Source organism: Pantoea sp. X-Soil-OKNW-556 (assembly GCF_059730695.1).
The window spans coordinates 2,460,280-2,480,254 of record NZ_AP035990.1 but is presented as its reverse complement, the minus strand read 5'-3'; the positions used below and the strand labels follow the sequence as shown (position 1 = coordinate 2,480,254).

The 19,975-nt window shown below is 52.7% G+C and carries 19 protein-coding genes; 11 read left to right on the top strand and 8 right to left on the bottom strand.

Features of this window, described 5'->3' with window-relative positions; translation table 11 throughout:
* Window positions 1-80: 80 nt before the first annotated feature.
* Both AC6I8T_RS11545 and yebS read right to left on the bottom strand, forming a co-directional pair.
* The gene (locus AC6I8T_RS11545; RefSeq protein ID WP_208723566.1) at window positions 81-2,720 is read right to left on the bottom strand and encodes a PqiB family protein; all 2,640 of its coding nucleotides are present in this window, start codon (window positions 2,718-2,720) and stop codon (window positions 81-83) included.
* Window positions 2,689-3,933: a membrane integrity lipid transport subunit YebS gene (yebS, locus tag AC6I8T_RS11540; protein ID WP_497833831.1), complete on the bottom strand. Its 1,245-nt coding sequence runs from the start codon at window positions 3,931-3,933 to the stop codon at window positions 2,689-2,691. Before yebS ends, AC6I8T_RS11545 begins: the two co-directional genes overlap by 32 nt.
* A 215-nt stretch (window positions 3,934-4,148) precedes the next feature.
* Between yebS and AC6I8T_RS11535 the strand changes: the two genes are divergently transcribed.
* The 4 genes from AC6I8T_RS11535 to htpX all read left to right on the top strand — a co-directional run bounded on the left by AC6I8T_RS11535 (window position 4,149) and on the right by htpX (window position 8,592).
* Window positions 4,149-4,649, top strand: a complete 501-nt coding sequence (locus tag AC6I8T_RS11535; RefSeq protein WP_021182990.1) for a GAF domain-containing protein — start codon at window positions 4,149-4,151, stop codon at window positions 4,647-4,649.
* A gap of 96 nt (window positions 4,650-4,745) precedes the next feature.
* Entirely contained in the window at window positions 4,746-5,429 is a 684-nt protein-coding gene (proQ, locus tag AC6I8T_RS11530) for an RNA chaperone ProQ (protein ID WP_021182991.1), read from the top strand.
* Between the two features lie 19 nt (window positions 5,430-5,448).
* Complete coding sequence (prc, locus tag AC6I8T_RS11525) at window positions 5,449-7,488, top strand: carboxy terminal-processing peptidase (protein WP_497833830.1); 2,040 nt, start codon at window positions 5,449-5,451, stop codon at window positions 7,486-7,488.
* A 222-nt stretch (window positions 7,489-7,710) separates the two neighbouring features.
* Window positions 7,711-8,592 carry a protease HtpX gene (gene htpX, locus AC6I8T_RS11520; RefSeq protein ID WP_021182993.1) on the top strand — a complete coding sequence of 294 codons (882 nt, stop codon included), beginning with the start codon at window positions 7,711-7,713 and terminating at the stop codon, window positions 8,590-8,592.
* A 68-nt stretch (window positions 8,593-8,660) separates the two neighbouring features.
* Here htpX and AC6I8T_RS11515 read toward each other — a convergent pair whose 3' ends face one another.
* Entirely contained in the window at window positions 8,661-10,043 is a 1,383-nt protein-coding gene (locus AC6I8T_RS11515) for an MFS transporter (RefSeq protein WP_208723564.1), read from the bottom strand.
* Between the two features lie 190 nt (window positions 10,044-10,233).
* Between AC6I8T_RS11515 and kdgR the strand changes: the two genes are divergently transcribed.
* On the top strand, window positions 10,234-11,025 hold the full coding sequence (gene kdgR, locus AC6I8T_RS11510) for a DNA-binding transcriptional regulator KdgR (protein WP_021182995.1): 792 nt from the start codon (window positions 10,234-10,236) through the stop codon (window positions 11,023-11,025).
* Window positions 11,026-11,067: 42 nt separating this feature from the next.
* On the opposite strand, the gene AC6I8T_RS11505 is transcribed toward kdgR, so the two are convergent.
* On the bottom strand, window positions 11,068-11,304 hold the full coding sequence (locus AC6I8T_RS11505) for a YobH family protein (protein ID WP_021182996.1): 237 nt from the start codon (window positions 11,302-11,304) through the stop codon (window positions 11,068-11,070).
* A 210-nt stretch (window positions 11,305-11,514) separates the two neighbouring features.
* On the opposite strand from AC6I8T_RS11505, the gene AC6I8T_RS11500 reads away from it, so the two are divergent.
* The 5 genes from AC6I8T_RS11500 (at window position 11,515) to rlmA (ending at window position 14,660) form a co-directional block, all read left to right on the top strand.
* Entirely contained in the window at window positions 11,515-11,787 is a 273-nt protein-coding gene (locus AC6I8T_RS11500) for a YebO family protein (RefSeq protein ID WP_208723563.1), read from the top strand.
* A gap of 18 nt (window positions 11,788-11,805) precedes the next feature.
* The gene (locus AC6I8T_RS11495) at window positions 11,806-12,816 is read left to right on the top strand and encodes an MBL fold metallo-hydrolase (RefSeq protein WP_208723562.1); all 1,011 of its coding nucleotides are present in this window, start codon (window positions 11,806-11,808) and stop codon (window positions 12,814-12,816) included.
* Between the two features lie 530 nt (window positions 12,817-13,346).
* Complete coding sequence (locus AC6I8T_RS11490; protein WP_139810977.1) at window positions 13,347-13,427, top strand: DUF2627 domain-containing protein; 81 nt, start codon at window positions 13,347-13,349, stop codon at window positions 13,425-13,427.
* A gap of 77 nt (window positions 13,428-13,504) precedes the next feature.
* Window positions 13,505-13,714 (top strand): transcription antiterminator/RNA stability regulator CspE, encoded by a 210-nt coding sequence (gene cspE, locus AC6I8T_RS11485; RefSeq protein WP_001062678.1) that lies wholly within the window; start codon window positions 13,505-13,507, stop codon window positions 13,712-13,714.
* Between the two features lie 139 nt (window positions 13,715-13,853).
* Window positions 13,854-14,660, top strand: a complete 807-nt coding sequence (gene rlmA, locus AC6I8T_RS11480; protein WP_497833829.1) for a 23S rRNA (guanine(745)-N(1))-methyltransferase — start codon at window positions 13,854-13,856, stop codon at window positions 14,658-14,660.
* On the opposite strand, the gene AC6I8T_RS11475 is transcribed toward rlmA, so the two are convergent.
* From AC6I8T_RS11475 to manX, 4 genes are all read right to left on the bottom strand, one after another.
* Window positions 14,657-15,115: a DUF986 family protein gene (locus tag AC6I8T_RS11475; RefSeq protein ID WP_021183001.1), complete on the bottom strand. Its 459-nt coding sequence runs from the start codon at window positions 15,113-15,115 to the stop codon at window positions 14,657-14,659. The genes rlmA and AC6I8T_RS11475 overlap by 4 nt on opposite strands.
* 87 nt (window positions 15,116-15,202) lie before the next feature.
* Window positions 15,203-16,048 carry a PTS mannose transporter subunit IID gene (locus AC6I8T_RS11470; protein WP_021183002.1) on the bottom strand — a complete coding sequence of 282 codons (846 nt, stop codon included), beginning with the start codon at window positions 16,046-16,048 and terminating at the stop codon, window positions 15,203-15,205.
* Window positions 16,049-16,063: 15 nt separating this feature from the next.
* Complete coding sequence (locus AC6I8T_RS11465; protein ID WP_021183003.1) at window positions 16,064-16,864, bottom strand: PTS mannose/fructose/sorbose transporter subunit IIC; 801 nt, start codon at window positions 16,862-16,864, stop codon at window positions 16,064-16,066.
* A 62-nt stretch (window positions 16,865-16,926) separates the two neighbouring features.
* Window positions 16,927-17,889, bottom strand: coding sequence for a PTS mannose transporter subunit IIAB (manX, locus tag AC6I8T_RS11460; RefSeq protein ID WP_208723560.1), 963 nt, complete (start codon window positions 17,887-17,889; stop codon window positions 16,927-16,929).
* A 510-nt stretch (window positions 17,890-18,399) separates the two neighbouring features.
* Between manX and AC6I8T_RS11455 the strand changes: the two genes are divergently transcribed.
* Window positions 18,400-19,959 carry a TerC family protein gene (locus AC6I8T_RS11455; protein ID WP_208723559.1) on the top strand — a complete coding sequence of 520 codons (1,560 nt, stop codon included), beginning with the start codon at window positions 18,400-18,402 and terminating at the stop codon, window positions 19,957-19,959.
* Window positions 19,960-19,975 lie beyond the last annotated feature (16 nt).

Sequence of the window (19,975 nt, the reverse complement as noted above, 5' to 3'; positions counted from 1 at the left end):
GGTTTCTTCCGGGGGAAAACAAACAGAGCGCGAAGTGTAACACGCGAAAAAGAATCGGGCAGCCAGGCTGCCCGATTTGCTTACGGTTGTGCGGGGTCGGGAATTGCCGTGCCCCAATTGCGCCAGTCTTTCGGCGCTTCATCCTGTAACAGGAAATGTTTGTTGGCACCTGCCTGCGGAGCCAGTGGCACTGTTGGTGGTGTGGCAAACTGAATGCCGCCCTGAATAAATTGCTGGAAAGTACCGGTTTTCACCACACCGCCAATCAGGCCGAAATTCAGGTTGTAGCCGGATGCCAGCCAGAACACCGAGTTATTACGTACCAGATGTTGATATTTCTTACTGATGCGCAGAGCTACCTGGACACGGTCCGCCATGTTGCCCAGCGAAGTACCGGTAACGGTACCGACTTCCACGCCACGGAACAGCACCGGAGTACCGACGGAGAGCGAACCGGCTTCGGTTGCATCAACGAAGATATTCAGGCCGTTAAGATAACGGGAATCGGTGATGGTGCTGTCCTGAAGCTCGAACGTCCGTGACTGCGCCCCTTTGCCGGGATCGACGTTGACATAGGGTTGGAGCAAGGTTTCGAGGTGATTAACACCGGCTGCCGAAATCTGTGGAGATACCACGGAGAAGCGGCTGCCAATTCGGGCGAAGTCCTGCACATATTCGGGATACAGCACCGCTTTTGCCACGACCTGGTTGTTATCGGCACTGAGCGACAATGATTCGACCTGGCCGACATTGATACCGAGATAACGAATCGGCATGCCTGCGGCAAGTTTGCTGGCATCGAAAGTATGTAACGTAATCTGGCTACCCACAGCACGCGCTGCCGTTTCAGACGGGTACAGGATACGTTTAACCCCTTTGGCCGCCTGTGCCCCACTCAAATTGTCGAAGCTGATGGCGCCTTTTAACGCACGGTTCAGCGGGGAAGCTTGTACCGTCAGACCACTGCCATTTAACTGAACCTTGGCACCGCCTTCCGCCCAGAACACGCTTTCACTGGTTAACAGTTTGCGGTACTGAGGTTCAATATGTATCGAAATTTCAAATGCATCGGCGCGAGGAACCACATCTACCACTTCACCGACCTGGAATTTGCGATACAAAACCACCGAACCGGTCTGCACATCAGGCAGGCTGTTGGCGGTGAGTTTCAGGGTGGCAGGAGGCTGCTCGCCAATGATGCCTTCCTCGGCGCGTTCAGCATCGGCATACAGTGGATAGTGACTGTCCGGGTTGCCTTTCGCACCCGGAATCAGACGAATACCGCCGTCCACCCATTCACGCGCACTGGCACCGAGCACCTGCATGCCATCCAGGCCAAATTTAACGTTGATACGGCTATTGACAACAAATTTACTGTCAGCGTGTACCAGATGGCGATACTCCGGATTAATCGCCACCACAAAACTGATGCCTTGTTCATCCAACTGACGTGAAATCACCTGACCAATCTGCATGCCATAAAGCATCAGCGGTTGACCGGCATCGATGCCATAGGTCTCAGGGGCGTTCAGTTTTAAGGTCAGAACGTTAGGTTTTTGCAGCAACGATTCACTGGCTGGCAGCACACTAAAGTGGTCCTGCGGTTGGCCTTCGCCGGGGATCAATTCAAAGGTATTACCGGTCAGCAGGCTGCTGAGGTTGGTGTCAGTCAGGCTGATCTTCGGCGAACGCATCTCAATGCGTGTACCACTGCGCATCAGACCGGCAACGGAAGGATCAACGGTCAGCTCACCGGTGACTTTACCGCCAGGAAGTAGATTGAGTTTGGTTAAGGTGCCGACTTCCAGGCCTTGATACATTAATGGGGTACTGTCGGCTTTCAGGTTATCACCACTGGGTAAATCAAGGCTGACCTGCACGCCCCGCTGGCTTTGGGCCAGATCGGGATATAGCGTGTAGTTCTCATCGCTTGCCGCTTGTTGACCCTCATCCGGTGAGTCAAAGGCGATGGCACCGTTCACCAATGCCGCCAGACTCTCCAGCTTCACCTTAGCCCCGCTCAGGCTGACATCCGCATCCACGCCCGAGACGTTCCAGAAACGGCTCTGCTTTTTAACCAGGTTAATGAAGCGACGCTCGATAAGTACATCTATAGTCACACCATCGGTGTTGCTATTGATGCTGTAGTCATAGACCCGGCCAACCGGGATTTTGCGGTAGTAGACCAGCGAGCCAGTATTGAGCGAACCCAGATCGGGGGCGTGCAGATGGATCAACAATTCACCGGTATTTACGCGATATTTCGGCTGCGTATCCAGCGCGGTGAAATGTTCCTGTGGATTACCGCTGCCAGGCATCATGCCAATATAGTTACCGCCCACCAGCGCATCCAGCCCGGAAACACCCGCCAGAGAGGCTTTGGGGGTGACCAGCCAGAACTGCGTGTTGTCGCGCAGCGCATCACGCATGTCGCTTTTGATACTGGCTTTGATCTGGATGCTGTGATAGTCATCACTCAGCACGATCCCCTGTACCGTACCGACTTCCACGCCCTGATAACGAATCGGCGTGCGCCCCGGCACGATGCCGTCCGCGCTTTGGAAGTTAATCGTGATGATGGTTCCGCGTTCCTGATAATTGGTCCACAGCAGCCATGCGGCAATCAGCAGGGCAATAATGGGCAATAACCAGAACGGCGAAATCTTGCGTTTGTTACGCAGATTAGCGCTAGTCGGTGTAGTCGGCGTTTCCTGTTGCATGTGCATCCCAAATCAGGCGGCTGTCAAGCCACTCAACAGCCATAATGGTCAGGATTACTGCCGCACCAAAGTAGAGCGCGGCGGGTCCCATCGTAAAAGCCAGCAGCTGATCACGGTTGACCAGCGACATGGTTAAAGAAATGACGAACAGATCGAGCATCGACCAGCGGCCGACCCAGGTTACGGCGCGCAGCAGACGGATACGGGTCTTCAGCCCCTGTTCACATTTAAAGTGGATACTGAGCAATAACGTCAGCATTACCAACACTTTGGTAAACGGCACCAGAATACTGGCAATAAATACCACGGCAGCCACCGGGATATTGCCCGAGGCCAGACCGAGAATGCCGGAGAAAATGGTATCTTCGCGCCGGGCACCATTGACGTAAACCACTGAAATCGGCAGCAGATTAGCAGGGATCAACAACACAATGGAGGCAATCAGCGACGCCCAGGATTTTTGCAGGCTATGGCGACGGCGAAAATCCAGCGGCGTGTGGCAGCGGGTGCAGCGTCCGCGATTGTCAGCCATACCGGTGTGATGGCAATTCAGGCAGACCTGCCATTGTTCGGGAGGCGAGGTCGGTACGGATTGCGGGTAATAATGTTCCCACAACTGTTCAACATTGAGGTGGATCAGGGTCAGAACGCTGAGAACCGTCAGCGCGATATAGGCCACCATGCCATAACCGACCTCCAGTGTGGCGTAATCCTGGACTTTGATTGATGCCACCGCGACACCCACCAGATAGATATCCAGCATTACCCACTCTTTTAATTTCTCCAGCATCAACAACACCGGACGCAAATTCATCCCGAGCGCATGACCGATGCCTAAATAGCTGATGCCCGCCACAAGGGTGACCGGCGCACCAATGGTGCAAAACGCCACGATCGATGCCGTCAGCACATCGCCTTGCTGCGTCATCTGAACCACGCCTTCCAACAGACTGGCGTTGATACGCATCCCAAGCAAACGGATATCCACCAGCGGCAGGGTAAAGGCGAAGGGCATCAGCACCAGCATGGTAACGGCCATAGCGGTAAGACGTGTCATTGACCAGTCAAAACCGCTCTGAATTCGGGCATTGCAACGCGGGCAGTGGGCAGCCTGATGCGATTTAACATCCGGTAAGGAAAAAAGGGTATCGCATTGCGGACAACGCTGATAACGTGCGTGGGGCAACGTCTGGCTGATAGCGTGAATTTTCATAGGGTGACGCAAGTGGCCCATCGTTTGTTACTGTTACCGGCATGTCATACAGCGCTAGCTGGCTGAGACAGCTGTCGTGGCATCAAGTTCGATCCACAGAAAGCTAAGGGTATAGTAACTAACACAATGATTCACCTTGTGAGGCTGGATTATTAGTGCTTATTTTAACAACTAAGTGACAAAGCGGCTCTGCTGTAGCTGATTATGGTTAAACAATGAACAAAAAAGCCTTTTACGAGGATTTAAATCGCGATGCTCGCGCACTGCTGGCGGGTGAAACGTCTTTCCTCGCTGCGCTGGGCAATTGCAGTGCGCTGCTATTTGAACGCCTGGAAGGCGTGAACTGGGCAGGATTTTATTTGCTGACTGAAGCGAATACGCTGGTACTGGGCCCTTTTCAGGGCAAAATTGCCTGCGTTCGAATTCCAGTCGGTAAAGGTGTTTGTGGCACGGCGATTGCAGAGGAGAAAGTGCAGCGCGTGGAAGATGTGCACGCTTTCCCTGGACATATCGCCTGTGACGCCGCCAGTAATGCGGAAATCGTGATTCCTCTGAAAGTGAATGGCACGTTAGTCGGTGTGCTGGACATCGACAGTACGGTTTATTCTCGCTTCGATAGTGAGGATGAAACGGGGCTGGTGGCCCTTACTGACGGGCTTTGCGAAGTGTTGGCGGGCAGCGATATTGAAAAATATCTTCAACTGACGCGCAGCTAATCGACTGGATCACATAGCATTTGGCGATGTTGTCATTATAATGTCGCCTGTTCATGCCTGCTCTGGTCGGCAAACCCGTTGTAATCAGGAAATTTCATGGAAAATCAACCTAAGTTGAATAGCAGTAAAGAAGTGATCGCCTTTCTGGCGGAGCGTTTTCCGCACTGCTTTAGCGCCGAAGGTGAAGCGCGTCCGCTGAAGATCGGTATCTTTCAGGATCTGGTCGAGCGTGTTCAGGGCGATATGGGCCTGAGCAAGACGCAACTGCGTTCGGCTCTGCGTCTTTATACCTCAAGCTGGCGTTACCTTTACGGCATTAAAGCAGGTGCCATCCGTGTGGATCTCGACGGCAACGCCTGTGGCGTGCTGGATGAGCAACACGTAGAACATGCGCGCAAACAGCTGGAAGAAGCGAAAGCACGCGTACAGGCACAGCGCGAACAGCAAAAAGCGAAGAAGCGTGAAGCTGGCGAAGAGACTGGCGAACCACGCCGTCCACGCAAACCGGCACCGCGTAAAGCGGCAGAAGGTGATGCGCCGCGTAAACCGCGTTCGCAAGCACCGCGTGCTGCGTCTTCTGAACGTAATGCTGCACCTCGCCCGCCGCGAGCTAAACCCATCACTGATACCTCAACTTTGCAACCCGGCCAGAATATTAAAGTTAAAGCAGGCAAAAGTGCGATGGACGCAACCATTCTTGAAATTACCAAAGATGGCGTTCGGGTACAGCTCGCTTCCGGCATGGCAATGATTGTGCGCGCAGAACATTTGCAGTTCTGAAACGGAGGCTGACCCTGGCATGAACAATATTTTTAAGATCGGTATGATCGCGGGCCTGCTACTGGCAGGCCCCAGTTTTGGCGCAGACAACATTACCCGCGCCGATCAGATTCCCCAGTTACATGAAGAACCACAGCATCCCACCGTCAGTGAACGCGTTACATCGCGCTTTACCCGTTCTCACTACCGTCAGTTCGACCTGAATCAGGATTTTTCAGCGAAAATTTTTGATCGCTACCTGAATCTGCTCGATTACAGCCACAACGTCCTGTTGGCTTCTGATATCGCACAGTTTGCTGATAAGAAGACCACCCTCGGTGATGAGCTGCGCAGCGGTAAGCTGGATGTGTTTTACGATTTATACAATCTGGCGCAGAAACGCCGCTTCGAGCGCTATCAATACGCGCTGAGTGTGCTGAATCGCCCGATGAATTTTACCGGCAACGACACCATCGACATCGATCGTGGTAAATCACCGTGGCCGAAAAGCACCGTTGAGCTGAACGCGCTTTGGGATGCCAAAGTTAAATACGACGAACTGAGCCTGAAGCTGGCTGGCAAAGATGACAAAGAGATTCGTGAGACGCTGACCAAGCGTTATAACTTTGCCATTCGTCGCCTGGCGCAAAGCAACAGCGAAGACGTGTTCCAGTTGGCGATGACTGCGTTTGCGCATGAGATCGACCCGCATACTAACTATCTGTCGCCGCGTAATACCGAGCAGTTCAACACCGAAATGAGCCTGTCGCTGGAAGGCATTGGCGCGGTGTTGCAGATGGATGACGATTACACCGTGATCAACTCAATGGTCGCGGGTGGTCCGGCTGCCAAGAGCAAATCGATCAGCGTTGGCGATCGTATTGTCGGTGTCGGACAGCCAGGCAAACCGATGGAAGATGTGATCGGCTGGCGTCTGGATGACGTCGTAGCGAAGATCAAAGGACCAAAAGGCAGCAAAGTTCGCCTTGAGATCCTGCCTGCCGGTAAAGGTACCAAAACCCGTACTGTGACGCTGACGCGCGAGAAGATCCGCCTGGAAGATCGCGCGGTGAAGGGCACGGTGCATACCGTTGGTAACGAGATAGTCGGCGTGTTGGATATCCCCGGTTTCTACGTTGGCCTGACCGATGATGTGAAAGTGCAACTGCAAAAACTGCAAAAGCAGAATGTGGATAGCATCGTCATCGACCTGCGCACCAACGGTGGCGGGGCGTTAACCGAAGCGGTCTCGCTTTCCGGCCTGTTTATTCCGAGTGGCCCGGTGGTGCAGGTACGTGACAATAATGGTCGCGTACGTGAAGACAGCGATAACGACGGCATTGTTTATTACAAAGGTCCGTTAGTGGTCCTGGTCGATCGTTTCAGTGCTTCGGCTTCTGAGATTTTTGCTGCTGCCATGCAGGACTATGGTCGCGCCCTGATTGTCGGTGAACCGACCTTCGGTAAAGGCACCGTTCAACAGTATCGCTCCCTGAACCGTATCTATGATCAGATGCTGCGTCCTGAATGGCCTGCATTAGGCTCGGTGCAGTACACCATCCAGAAGTTCTACCGCATCAACGGCGGCAGCACTCAGCGTAAAGGGGTAACCCCGGATCTGCTGATGCCAACTGGCGTGGAAGCGGCGGAAACCGGTGAGAAGTTTGAAGACAATGCCTTACCGTGGGACAGCATCAACGCGGCGACCTATACCAAAACCGGGGATATCACCGCGCTGGTACCGCAGTTGACCAAAGAACATGAGGACCGCATTGCGAAAGATCGCGAGTTCCAGTACATCATGAAAGATATTGCGCGCTTTAACGCGACCAAAGATAAACGTAATATCGTGTCACTCAATCTGGCCCAGCGCGAGAAAGAGAACCATGACGAAGATGCACTGCGTCTGGAGCGTATCAATGCACGTTATCAGGCTGAAGGTAAAGCACCGCTGAAGAGCCTTGACGATCTGCCAAAGGATTACAAAGAGCCGGATCCTTATCTGGATGAAACGGTGAAAATTGCCAACGATCTGGCGCAGCTGGAAAAATCCCAGCCGCAACCCGCAGGCAGTAAATAACCGTACGGACAGAGAATAAGCACCGCTCAATGCGGTGCTTTTTTTTTGTCTGGTGTCGGATACTTAAGTGTCGTTTTATGGGTTGGAGGATATGACGTTACTGAATGTAAAGTTATGTCTTTTTAGACACTTAAACATTAAGGTTGCTTGAAATGCTGCGTAATGACCCTAGGATGTATATCCGCGCATAAGCGCGTGCACAACTGAGGAAGATTAACGTTTATGATGCGTATTGCTCTTTTCCTGATCACCAACCTGGCGGTGATGTTGGTTTTCGGACTGATTCTCAGTCTGACAGGAATCCAGTCAAGCAGTGTTCAGGGTCTGATGATTATGGCAGGTCTGTTTGGCTTCGGCGGTGCGTTTGTTTCACTGCTGATGTCGAAATGGATGGCGTTGCGTTCGGTGGGAGGTGAAGTGATTGAACAACCTCGCAACGAGACAGAACGCTGGCTGATGGATACTGTTGGCCGCCAGGCTCAGCAGGCTGGCATTGCCATGCCGCAGGTGGCGATTTATCACGCGCCAGATATCAACGCCTTTGCGACGGGCGCGCGCCGTGATGCGTCGTTGGTCGCTGTCTCTACCGGTCTGTTGCAAAACATGAGCCGCGATGAAGCGGAAGCAGTACTGGCCCACGAAATCAGCCATATCGCCAATGGCGACATGGTTACCATGACGCTGATTCAGGGTATCGTGAACACCTTCGTGATCTTTATCTCACGTATCATTGCGCAGGTTGCATCGGGTTTTCTGTCTGGCAACCGTGATGGTGAGGAGAGCAGCAACGGTAACCCGCTGGTTTACTTCGCAGTCGCTACTGTGCTGGAACTGGTATTCGGCATTCTTGCCAGCATCATCACCATGTGGTTCTCGCGTCATCGTGAGTTCCATGCCGATGCCGGTTCAGCGAAACTGGTAGGTCGTGAGAAAATGATTGCCGCGTTACAGCGCCTAAAAACCAGCTATGAACCGCAGGAGCCGAGCAGCATGATGGCGTTCTGTATTAACGGTAAAGGTAAGTCGCTGAGCGAGCTGTTTATGTCACACCCGCCGCTGGATAAGCGTATTGAAGCGCTGCGCAGCGGTGCTTATCTGAAATAAGGCTCTTCACGTAGCGGCGCGATTCATCGCGCGGGGTTAAAGCCCCAGATCATCGCACCGCTACGATTTTATGACTCTGTCGTCTCACGCGATTGCGTCATCCGCGCCATACTTACCACCGCCGCGACAGTGGAAAATGCACCCGCCAGAATCAACGAGGCATGAGTACCGCTCACGTTAAACAGGTTAAACATCAGAGCGACCAGCGCAGCCCCACTGCTTTGCCCCAGCAGGCGTGCCGTGCCCAGCATGCCACTGGCACCTCCGCTACGGTTACGCGGCGCTGAAGAGATAATCGTGTGGTTGTTCGGTGACTGGAACAGACCAAAACCGGCACCACACAGCATCATACGCCAGATGATATCAACATCCGTTGGCTGTGCGGGGAGCAACGCCAGCAGGAACAGACCGGCCGCAAACATCGCCAGCCCCAGCCCGCCCAGCAGGCCCGCATGAACCTTGCCAATCAGACGGCCAGCAATCGGTGCAAGCACCATGGTCGCCAGCGGCCAAGGGGTCAGAAGCAGACCGGTCGCTACCTCATCGCGTCCCAGCACGTTTTGCAGAAAGAAGGGTAACGACACCATTGCCAGCATTTGCGCGCAAAAGGAGCAGATCGACGTGCAGATGGAGAGGGTGAAAATAGGGATGCGCAGTAAATCCACTGGCAGCAGTGGCACCGGCATCGCCAACTGACGACGAATAAATACCACCCCGATCAACAACAATGCAATCAGCTCACCGAGAATCAGCCAGTGATTTTGTCCCTGAGCAAAACCGCTCAATGCGGAGATTAACAGGCCAAAGAACAGCGCGTTCATCACTGCGCTCACCACATCAAATTTCTGCTGTTTGGCTTTTTGCGGATTATCAGGCAAAAAACGCAGCGCCAGCCACAATGCAATGATCCCAAGCGGTACGTTGATCAGAAACAGCCATTTCCAGCTGGCAACGGAGAGGATCGCGGCAGCGACCGTCGGCCCGGCAGCCGTTGAAACCGCGACAATGAGCGAGTTGATCGCCATCCCACGGCCAAGGAAACGCTGCGGGTAAATGATGCGTATCAATGCGGTGTTGACGCTCATTAACGCAGCACCGCCGAACCCTTGTAATACGCGAGCCAGCGTCAGCATGTTCAGCGATGAAGAGAGTGCGCAGAACAACGACGTGGCGATAAACAGCGCCAGACCCGCCTGATATACGCGTCGATAACCCAGCATATCGCCGAGGAACGACAAAGAAAGCAACGAGATAACGATAGCGATCTGGTAGGCGTTGACAATCCACACCGATTCCGCCGGGCTGGCGTGTAATTCACGCGAAATGGTGGGCAGGGCGACATTGGCAATCGCGCCATCCAGCACCGCCATCATAATACCCAGCGCGATGGTGATGATTGCGCCATAGCGTTGTGGAACCGGTAAACCATCCTGGAGTGAGCTTGCGGACATAGGGAGAATAAGTGAAGGAAGTGAATATCATCATGCTAATCAATTCTGTAGCAGAAAGCACCGCATGAAGTGACAAAAAGTATCAGGGAATGTGTCGCTTAGTGCTATCGATTGCCGCTTAAGGCCTGAAGCGAATATACTGGCACTATTGTTCCGTTTTTTTTGAAACAACCTCAAAAAAGGATACGCGATGGCGAACGCTGATAACGATAAACAACCTGACTCCGTCTCATCAGTGATGAAGGTGTTTGGTATTTTGCAGGCGCTGGGTGAAGAGCGCGACCACGGCATCACAGAGCTGTCTCAACGCGTGATGATGTCTAAAAGCACCGTCTATCGCTTTTTGCAAACCATGAAGTCGCTGGGTTATGTCGCGCAGGAAGGCGAAACGGAAAAGTATTCGCTGACGCTCAAGTTATTCGAGCTGGGCGCGAAGGCGTTACAGAACGTTGATCTGATCCGCAGCGCGGATGTACAGATGCGCGAACTGTCACGCCTCACTAAAGAAACCATTCATCTTGGGGCGCTGGAAGAAGACAGCATTGTCTATATCCACAAGATCGACTCGCTCTACAACCTGCGCATGTATTCACGTATTGGTCGCCGCAACCCGCTGCATACCACCGCAATCGGCAAAGTGCTGCTGGCGTGGCGTGATCGTAGCGAAGTACAGGAAATCCTTAGCGAAGTGGAGTTTCGGCGCAGTACTGCCAACACCATCGTCAGCGCTGACGCCTTGCTTAAGGTGCTTGATCAGGTAAAAGTGCAGGGATTCGGCGAAGATAACGAGGAGCAGGAAGAGGGGTTACGTTGCATTGCCGTGCCGGTATTTGACCGTTTTGGCGTAGTGATTGCGGGCCTCAGCATCTCTTTCCCCACTATTCGTTTCTCGGAAGAGGGAAAAAACGAATATGTGGCGATGCTGCATCGAGCGGCGCGTGCCGTCTCAGAGCAAATGGGGTATCACGAATATCCGTTTTAACGCAGCAATAAACGGGCTGTTGCCAGCCCGTTTATGCAGTAATTAATTATCGATCACTTCACCGCTTTTCTTCAGTATCGGGCAGTCAGTTACGCCAACAATGCCGCTATCGGTATGCAGATATTGCGCGGTAATCATGCCTCGCGCGGTTAGATAGCTACATTGCAGGCCGAGTCCGGCTGCATTTTTATTGCTGCCGGTTAACACGCCATAGCCCGTGAATAACATCGCCAGCCAGATAACGGCGATCAGCATAATCGCCCGGATGAATAGTTTCATTTTGTCTCCATGTGATACATAACGCAGCTGTCCAGATGCTGCTGCCATCCCTATAGTAGCAGCTTGCCTCACCGGGTCGATCAGAGATAACTGAAAGGTGATGCACAGGAAAATCTGCATTCGGTGCGTCCCCATTATCTTTTCCTGCCGCAAAGAGTAGAATCACCCGCTAAGTGAGAGTTTGACGTTAATCAGTAATCTGAGGCAGTTATGAATGAGTTAGCCGCAAATCCCAGCCCGTTGTTCAGTTACGCTGTGCTGGTCATCATTATCGTTGTGGCCTTTATCGCCTGGTTCTTTGTTAACCGGGCCAGCGTACGTGCCAGCGAGCAGATACAGTTGCTGGAAACGCTGTTAGAAGAACAGAAAAAGCAAAATGCGCTGTTGCGCCGCCTGGCGGATGCACAGTCTGACACAGCACCGAAAGATGTAGAGGAAGAGGACGAAAAACGCGATTTTATTCGTCTGATCCCTGAGCGTTAATCGACAGATGGAGTGGTAATGGCCTGGCAAAATCCCTGGTACGATGCGGCGAAACAACACCATACGCCGCAGGGCTTTCGTAACCCGGAAGAAGAGTTAAGGCAGCCGGGGGATTTACAGCGCTGGCAGCGTGAACGTAAAGAGCAGGGATTACCCTTTCCCCCTCAGGCCGGTTATCCGGCGTTTATCAGCGACTGGTGCCAGCCAGTCGATTTGAGTGGGGAAGAGGATCGTATCTGGTGGCTCGGCCATGCTGCCTTATTACTTCGTCTGAATCAGCGTTATCTGTTGATTGATCCCGCGCTGTCACAACGCGCCTCTCCGTTTCCCTTTGCCGGTCCGCAACGCAAAACGCCGGCACCATTACGTGTGGCGCAGTTGCCACATCTGGATTATGTGCTGATTTCGCACAATCATTACGATCATCTGGATCGTCCCACGGTGAAACGCATTGCCCGACAATTTCCCGCAGCCCATTTTCTGGTGCCATTGGGCATGGGGAAGTGGTGTCAGCAGCGCGGTGTCCGGCATGTCACTGAACTGGACTGGTGGCAAAGCATTGTGCTGGGAAGTGCGCAGTTTACCGCAGTACCTGCGCGTCACTGGAGTATGCGTACCTTCTTTGATCGTAACCGTTCCTTATGGTGTGGCTGGGTGGTGCGTAATCCAGCACTCAACTTCTGGTTTGCGGGCGACAGTGGTTATAGCGATAACCTGAATCTCATCGCGCAACAACTCGGTCCGTTTAATCTGGCTGCGTTGCCAATCGGTGCCTACGCACCAAAATGGTTCATGCGTGGGCAGCACATGGACCCGGATCAGGCAGTGCAGTTATGGCAGCAAATTGGCCGTCCATTGACGATACCCATTCATTGGGGAGTCTTTGAATTGGCAGACGAATCACTGGATGAACCACCCGCAGTTCTTGCTCAGGCGTTGCTCAGCGCAAACGAGACGAGTAATGACTTCACACCGTGGAGAATAGGTGAGAGTCGGACCCTGCCGAATATTGATTCAGATTTGTCCTAACCGCATTTTGTTAAATTGAGGACGTTGGTGCGTTTTTTTAACATTTATTTGTTTTGATGTTAGAAAAAAATGAGATAACTGCCAAACAGAATGGATGCGTATATTTGGGGCAAGGGTGAATATATTTTCCTGATTTTGGTGCAAAACTATTAATAACCTGTACCTGATAAAAACAGCTGTACAAGATTCGCGCGATGCGCATATGTTGCGCCAGAAGTTAACATTTTGGTGAAATTCATTATCTATGCCATATTTGTGCAATATTTTTTGCGTATGATTATCAGTTTAAATAGCGTTGGATTGGACAAAAATCAGCCGCTGGACTACAACATTTTTTTGGCTGTAACGCTACTGATCAATAATCCTTTTTTGTGCAGGCAAGGTTACGCGAAGAAGGAAGAATGCAGGTGAAGTTTGTGCCTTCGCCAGCAATTATGTGCGACAAGTCGATAGGTGTTTAAAAATGGCTTGCCATTAATTTGCGGATATGTGATAACGATTCGTGGGTCAAACGAGGTACAGTTCTGTTTATGTATGGCATCTTCAGTAAAGAAGTTACGAGTAAAGACGTTGACGTTGAATACCGCTTCCTTGCCGAAACCTTAAATTAGTGCCTCATGCAGTAATGTCTCTGGTTTTTCTGTAAGTCTGCCTTCGGGCAATATAAACACTCTAAGGAATTTGCAAAATGGCAAAAATTAAAGGTCAGGTTAAGTGGTTCAACGAGTCTAAAGGTTTTGGTTTTATCACTCCTGCTGACGGTAGCAAAGATGTGTTCGTACACTTCTCTGCAATCCAGGGCAATGGTTTTAAAACTCTGGCCGAAGGCCAAAATGTTGAATTCGAAATCCAGGACGGCCAGAAAGGTCCGGCTGCAGTCAACGTCACTGCTATCTGATTTCGTCGCCAGGCTCGGTGTCATGCACCACTGAAACGAATCCTAAAGCCCCGGTCACTGACCGGGGCTTTTCTTTATCCTTTCTGTAAACAGATGACCAGGGTAAACTGCGCCGCGAATTGCTAACCCGGAGTTATCTATGTCTTTGATTTGCCCTCTTTGTCATCAACCTCTTCTGCTGCAAACCGCCAGCTATCGCTGCGATACCGGTCATCAGTTTGATTTGGCCAAAGAAGGGTATGTCAATCTGCTGCCGGTTCAACACAAAAGCTCGCGTCAGCCCGGCGACAGCCCGGAAATGCTGCTGGCGCGCCGCGAATTCCTCGATGTCGGATATTACCAACCATTGCGCGATCGCGTTGCTGCATGGCTGTCTCAACGTCTGCCAGCGGTATCTGCGCAGTTGCTGGATATCGGCTGTGGCGAAGGGTATTACACCGCCGAGATGGCGGCAGCATTACCACAGGCGCAAGTCTATGGTCTGGATGTGGCGAAAGCGGCGATTCGCATGGCGGCGAAACGCTACCGCGCGATAAAATTTTGCGTTGCCTCCAGCCAGCGGCTGCCGTTTGCCAATGCCTCGCTCGATGGCATCGTACGCATCTATGCCCCATGTAATGAAGAGGAATTGAGCCGTGTGGTGAAGCCTGGCGGTTATTTACTGACGGTAACCCCTGGGGCGCATCATCTGGAGCAATTTAAGGCGCTAATCTACCGTGAAGTGCAGCTACATGCGGCGGAAGAGAAGGTGTATGCGGGTTTTAATCAGGTGGCGCAGGAGAGTCTGCGCTACAGGATGACGCTCAGCAGTGTCGCAGCCACCACCTTATTGCAGATGACGCCATTTGCCTGGCGTGCGCGGGAAGAGGTGTGGCAAACCCTTGCGGCAGCCACCGCGTTTGACTGTGAAGCTGACTTTACGCTGACGCTCTGGCAACGCACCTAACGCGCGTCCACCAGCGTGTGGTAAATCTTTTCTAAATCGTCGAGTTGTTTTACCGCAATCAACAGGCGACGCTGCTCAAGCTGCATCACCAGAATGCCATCTTCGGACAGGTTCATGCTTTGAATGCGGTGATAATCAATCCAGACGCCGGCGAAAAACAGGCCGTCATTCTTCATCAGCAATTTCGGGCTACGCAGCCAGAACAACCAGAACGCCATAAAGCACAGCACCATGAGCAGGGTGGTGGTGAGTTGTGGTCCCTGATGGCTGACGTTGTTCCACAATAAAATTAGCAACAACACGATAAAGATGGCGCTGTCGATTTTATGGCGACGGCGCAGCGCAACACGCAGTTTTGTGGGACCATTACGTCGCGGCAGAATTGCCTCGTCGTAGATAGCAAACAGCAGCAGGCCAGCAATAAGCAGCGTAATCAGGGCGTCAGTCAGTGACATGATGATTCCTTAACAGAAGTGACCTCAGCGTTGACGCTCAGGTAACCCCTGTAAAACTGCCGGGGACACAAGGTCCCCGGCAAGATTTTACAGACCGAGCAAGCCGATCCAGTAACCAAAAATACCAATCGCAAAGAAGCCAACGATAATCCACAGCGCGTTGACCTTGCGGCGCAGCAGCCACATACAGCCAAAGGTTAACAGCAGCGGAATCAGGCCCGGCATCAGTTGGTCGAGAATCGACTGAACGGTGGTAACGGTGGTTTTGCCGGTCTGGTCGGTGATGCGTGACACCACCAGCGGCACGTTCACATGCGTCCACTTGTTAACCAACGCCCCCATGACAAACAGGCCGAGAATTGACGCCCCCTCGGTCAGTTTTTGCAGGAAGCCGCCGCCCATATCGCTAACGATATCCACCCCTTTGCGATAACCATAGGCCACGCCGTAGTAACGGGTCAGCAGACGCGCAATGTTAAACAGGAGGAAAAACAGCAGCGGGCCAAGCAGACTGCCGCTCATGGCGATCCCTGCCCCGAGGGCAGCGAACACCGGACGTACCGTACCCCAGAAAATCGGGTCACCCACACCCGCCAGCGGGCCCATCAGACCGACTTTGATACCGTTTATGGCACCATCATCAATCGCTGCACCGTTAGCACGTTGTTCTTCCATCGCCATCGTCACGCCGAGCACTGGCGCTGCAACGAACGGATGGGTATTGAAGAATTCCAGATGACGTTTGATGGCTTGTTTCCGGTCATCGTTATTTTCCGGATAGAGACGGCGAATTACCGGCACCATCGAGAAGCAGAAGCCCAGCGCCTGCATACGTTCAAAGTTCCACGAACCCTGGAACAGGTTAGAGCGCAGGAACACGCCACGGACATCGCCCGGAGTGAGTTTCTTTTGAGAATGAGTAGTATCAACCATGATGTCACCTGTTCCTTAATCGAGTTCGTTGTCGAGGTCGTTTTGCGCAGGACCGGCAGCCGCAGCGCCCGCAACACGGTTATATTTCGGAGCCAACTGGATGTACAGTACCGCCATTACCACGCCAATCACGCCCAGCGCCACCAGGTTGAAGTTGGTGAATGCAGCAGTGACGAAGCCGAGGTAGAAGAACGGCATCAGGTAGCCAGCACGCATCATGTTAATGACCATTGCGTAACCGACGACCACGATCATGCCACCGGCGATGTTCAGGCCGTTGGTCACCACTTCCGGGATAGAACTCAGCAAGCTATGAACCGCGCTGGTACCGACGGAAATTGCCACGATCAATGCCGGGATTGCGATACGCATCGCCTGCAACAGCAGGGCTGAAACGTGAATCCACGAAATTGCCGACAGGTTGCCTTTCTCCGCAGCTTTATCGGCTGCGTGCTGGAAGGCCACGGTGATAGTACGAACGATGATGGTCAGTACCTGACCGGCCGCAGCCAGTGGAATGGCCAGCGCGATACCCGCACCGACACTTTGACCACCGGCAATAACCAGGATGGTTGAGATGATTGAGGCGAGGGCAGCATCCGGTGCCACAGCAGCACCAATGTTCATCCAGCCCAGCGCGATCATCTCCAGTGTACCGCCGATGATGATACCGGTTTTCATATCACCCAGTACCGCACCGATCAGAGTACAAGCCACCAACGGACGGTGGAACTGGAACTCATCAAGAATCGATCCCATCCCGGCGATACAAGCCACAATAAATATCAAAATGATTTGTAGCGAGGTTATCTCCATTGCATTTCTCCTAAGCAAAGGTCACGAAATATTCGCCCGCGCAAGCAGGCACAGATGGCGAATTACGGATTTACCTTCGCAATCAGGTCCATCATTTTCAGTTTCGGGTCGTTAGAAACTTTGCGCACTTCCAGCTCGATACCACGGTCATTGAGTTTGCGGAACGCCGCAATATCCTTCTCATCAACCGAGACCGCGTTATTAACCTGGGTTTTACCCTGACGGAACGCCATCCCGCCGATATTGACGGATTTGATAGCCACGCCCTGTTCCACAATACGTTCCACATCGGTCGGATTGGTGAACAACAACATGACGCGATCCTGACCATATTTCGGGTTGTTCCAGACGCGAATCATTTTATCGACATCAACCACATGCGCCGTGACGCCGGGCGGTGCCACCTGGGTGAGCAGCGTTTTCCGCACATGGTCATTGGCGACTTCATCGCTGACGACGATAATGCGTGTGACGTTGGTTTCTTTGGTCCAGCGGGTTGCAACCTGACCATGAATCAGACGGTCATCAATGCGGGCCAGGCCAATCTTCATATGCTCGCCGGGGGCCAGCGGTTTTTGCGGCTGCGGCGCAGCTTTGGCAACGGGGACGGCAGGTGCAGGCTCAGCCGTTTCGGTTTTCAGTGCTTTAACACCTTCGCGACCTGCTTCGACCGCGATGTGAATTAACTCCTCCAGTGAGGGATTATCATCACGTCCCATCAGGGTTTCGACCAGCATCGGAATGTTGACACCGGCAATGACATCATAATCCGGTTTATCCACCACGATGCGGCTCGCCGCGTTGAAGGGACTGCCACCCCAGGTGTCGACCAGGAACAGCACCCCCTTCGAGGTGTCCATTGTCGCCAGTCGGGCCTGATACTTTTCAATTAGCGTTTCTGCATTTTCGCCGGGCACGAAATCAATCCATCCGACATTTTCCTGCTCACCCAACAGCATCTCTGCTGTTTTAAGCAGCTGTTCTGCCGCCCAGCCATGTGTACCAATTACAATAGCAATGGTCACTTGCTACCTCCGTTCGCATGAGAGATTCTCTGGCTTCGCCGGGAATCGATGAAAATTACCGTTGTTGTTTCCTGTGGATCGCTTCGGTTTAAGATGAAGAAAAACATCAATAAATAACCTAAAACTTTCCGCTACACAGCGATAAGGTCGCGATTTATTTTAGTGAGTGAAAAAATAAATTATGTGATGCTTGTCAGTAATTCAGAGCGTAACGGTGTCTATTTGTGCTTTTATCTCCCCTTTTTTCAGGCTGTTACCGTTTGTAAATGTAAGAAAATTTTTTGACGCCGGTGATGTAACTGATACATTAACGTTCTGTTTATTATTCAGGAGTACCGGGCATTAGCTCACCTTTATGGACCGTCACCGACGTCGCTTCACCTCTTCACAGCGCCTGCTGGCGCATGCATCCACGCCTGATGGCGTAATCCAATCCGTTAACGATTTGCTGTCTCGCCGCGTGGCGCAGGCCCGTTTTCGTTCGCACGCTTCCCTGGTAAGGAGTCATTGATGGAATTTCTCTTCGACCCCTCCATCTGGGCGGGTTTGCTGACGCTTATCGTGCTGGAGATTGTTCTCGGCATCGATAACCTGGTTTTTATTGCTATCCTGGCCGACAAGCTGCCGCCAAAACAGCGCGATAAAGCGCGTCTGATCGGCCTGTCGCTGGCGTTGGTAATGCGACTTGGCCTGTTGTCACTCATCTCGTGGATGGTGACATTGACGCGACCCCTATTCAGCGTAGGCGATTTCAGCTTTTCCGGGCGCGATTTAATCCTGCTGGCCGGTGGTCTGTTCCTGTTGTTCAAGGCCACGATGGAGCTACATGAACGGCTGGAGAACCGCAATCTGGAGCATCAGGGTAACCGCAGCTATGCCAGCTTCTGGGCAGTGGTGACACAAATCGTGGTGCTGGACGCGGTGTTTTCGCTGGATGCGGTGATTACCGCCGTAGGGATGGTGAACCATCTGCCGGTGATGATGACGGCGGTAGTGATCGCGATGGGTGTGATGCTGCTGGCTTCAAAACCTTTGACCCGTTTTGTTAACGCGCATCCGACGGTGGTGGTGTTGTGTCTTAGCTTCCTGCTGATGATCGGTTTGTCGCTGGTAGCGGAAGGTTTTGGTTTCCATATTCCGAAAGGTTACCTGTATGCGGCGATTGGCTTCTCGATCCTGATCGAATTGTTTAACCAGATTGCGCGTCGTAACTTTATCCGCCATCAGGCGCATCGCCCGATGCGTGAACGCACCGCCGAAGCGATTCTGCGTCTGATGGGAGGCCGTCAGCGTAAACAGGCGGTAACGACGGAAGAGCAGGCGTTGGTGGAAGCCATGCCGCAGGAAGCCTTTAAGGACGAAGAACGTTACATGATCAACGGTGTGCTGACGCTGGCGCAACGCTCGATTCGTAGCATCATGACGCCGCGTGGTGAAATCTCTTGGGTGGATGTGGAACGTCCGGTGGATGAAATTCGCATTCAGTTGCTGGATACACCACACAGCCTGTTCCCGGTGTGCCGCGGCGAGTTGGATGAGATCATCGGCGTGGTTCGCGCCAAGGAGCTGTTGGTCGCTCTCGAGCATGGCATGGATGTGGCGACCTTTGCCGCCAACACCCCGCCGATTGTGGTGCCTGAAACACTGGACCCGATTAACCTGCTGGGCGTGTTGCGTCGGGCGAAGGGCAGCTTTGTGATCGTCACTAACGAATTCGGCGTGGTCCAGGGTTTAATCACGCCGCTTGACGTACTGGAAGCGATTGCCGGTGAGTTCCCGGACGAAGATGAAACACCGGATATCATTGCCGATGGCGAGGGCTGGTTGGTGAAGGGGGGGACGGATTTGCACTCACTGCAACAGCTGCTGGATTATCACGAATTGGTTAAAGCTGAAGACGATCATGCATCGCTGGCAGGCCTGCTGATTGATCAGAAAGGCCAATTGCCAGTGCCGGGTGAGGTGATTGATTTGCCACCGCTGCATTTCCAGATTATCGAAGCGACTGACTACCGCGTAGATTTAGTGCGGGTGACAAAGGACAAGCCGCACGAGGATGAAGAAATATAAAAATTTGGCACCTTCG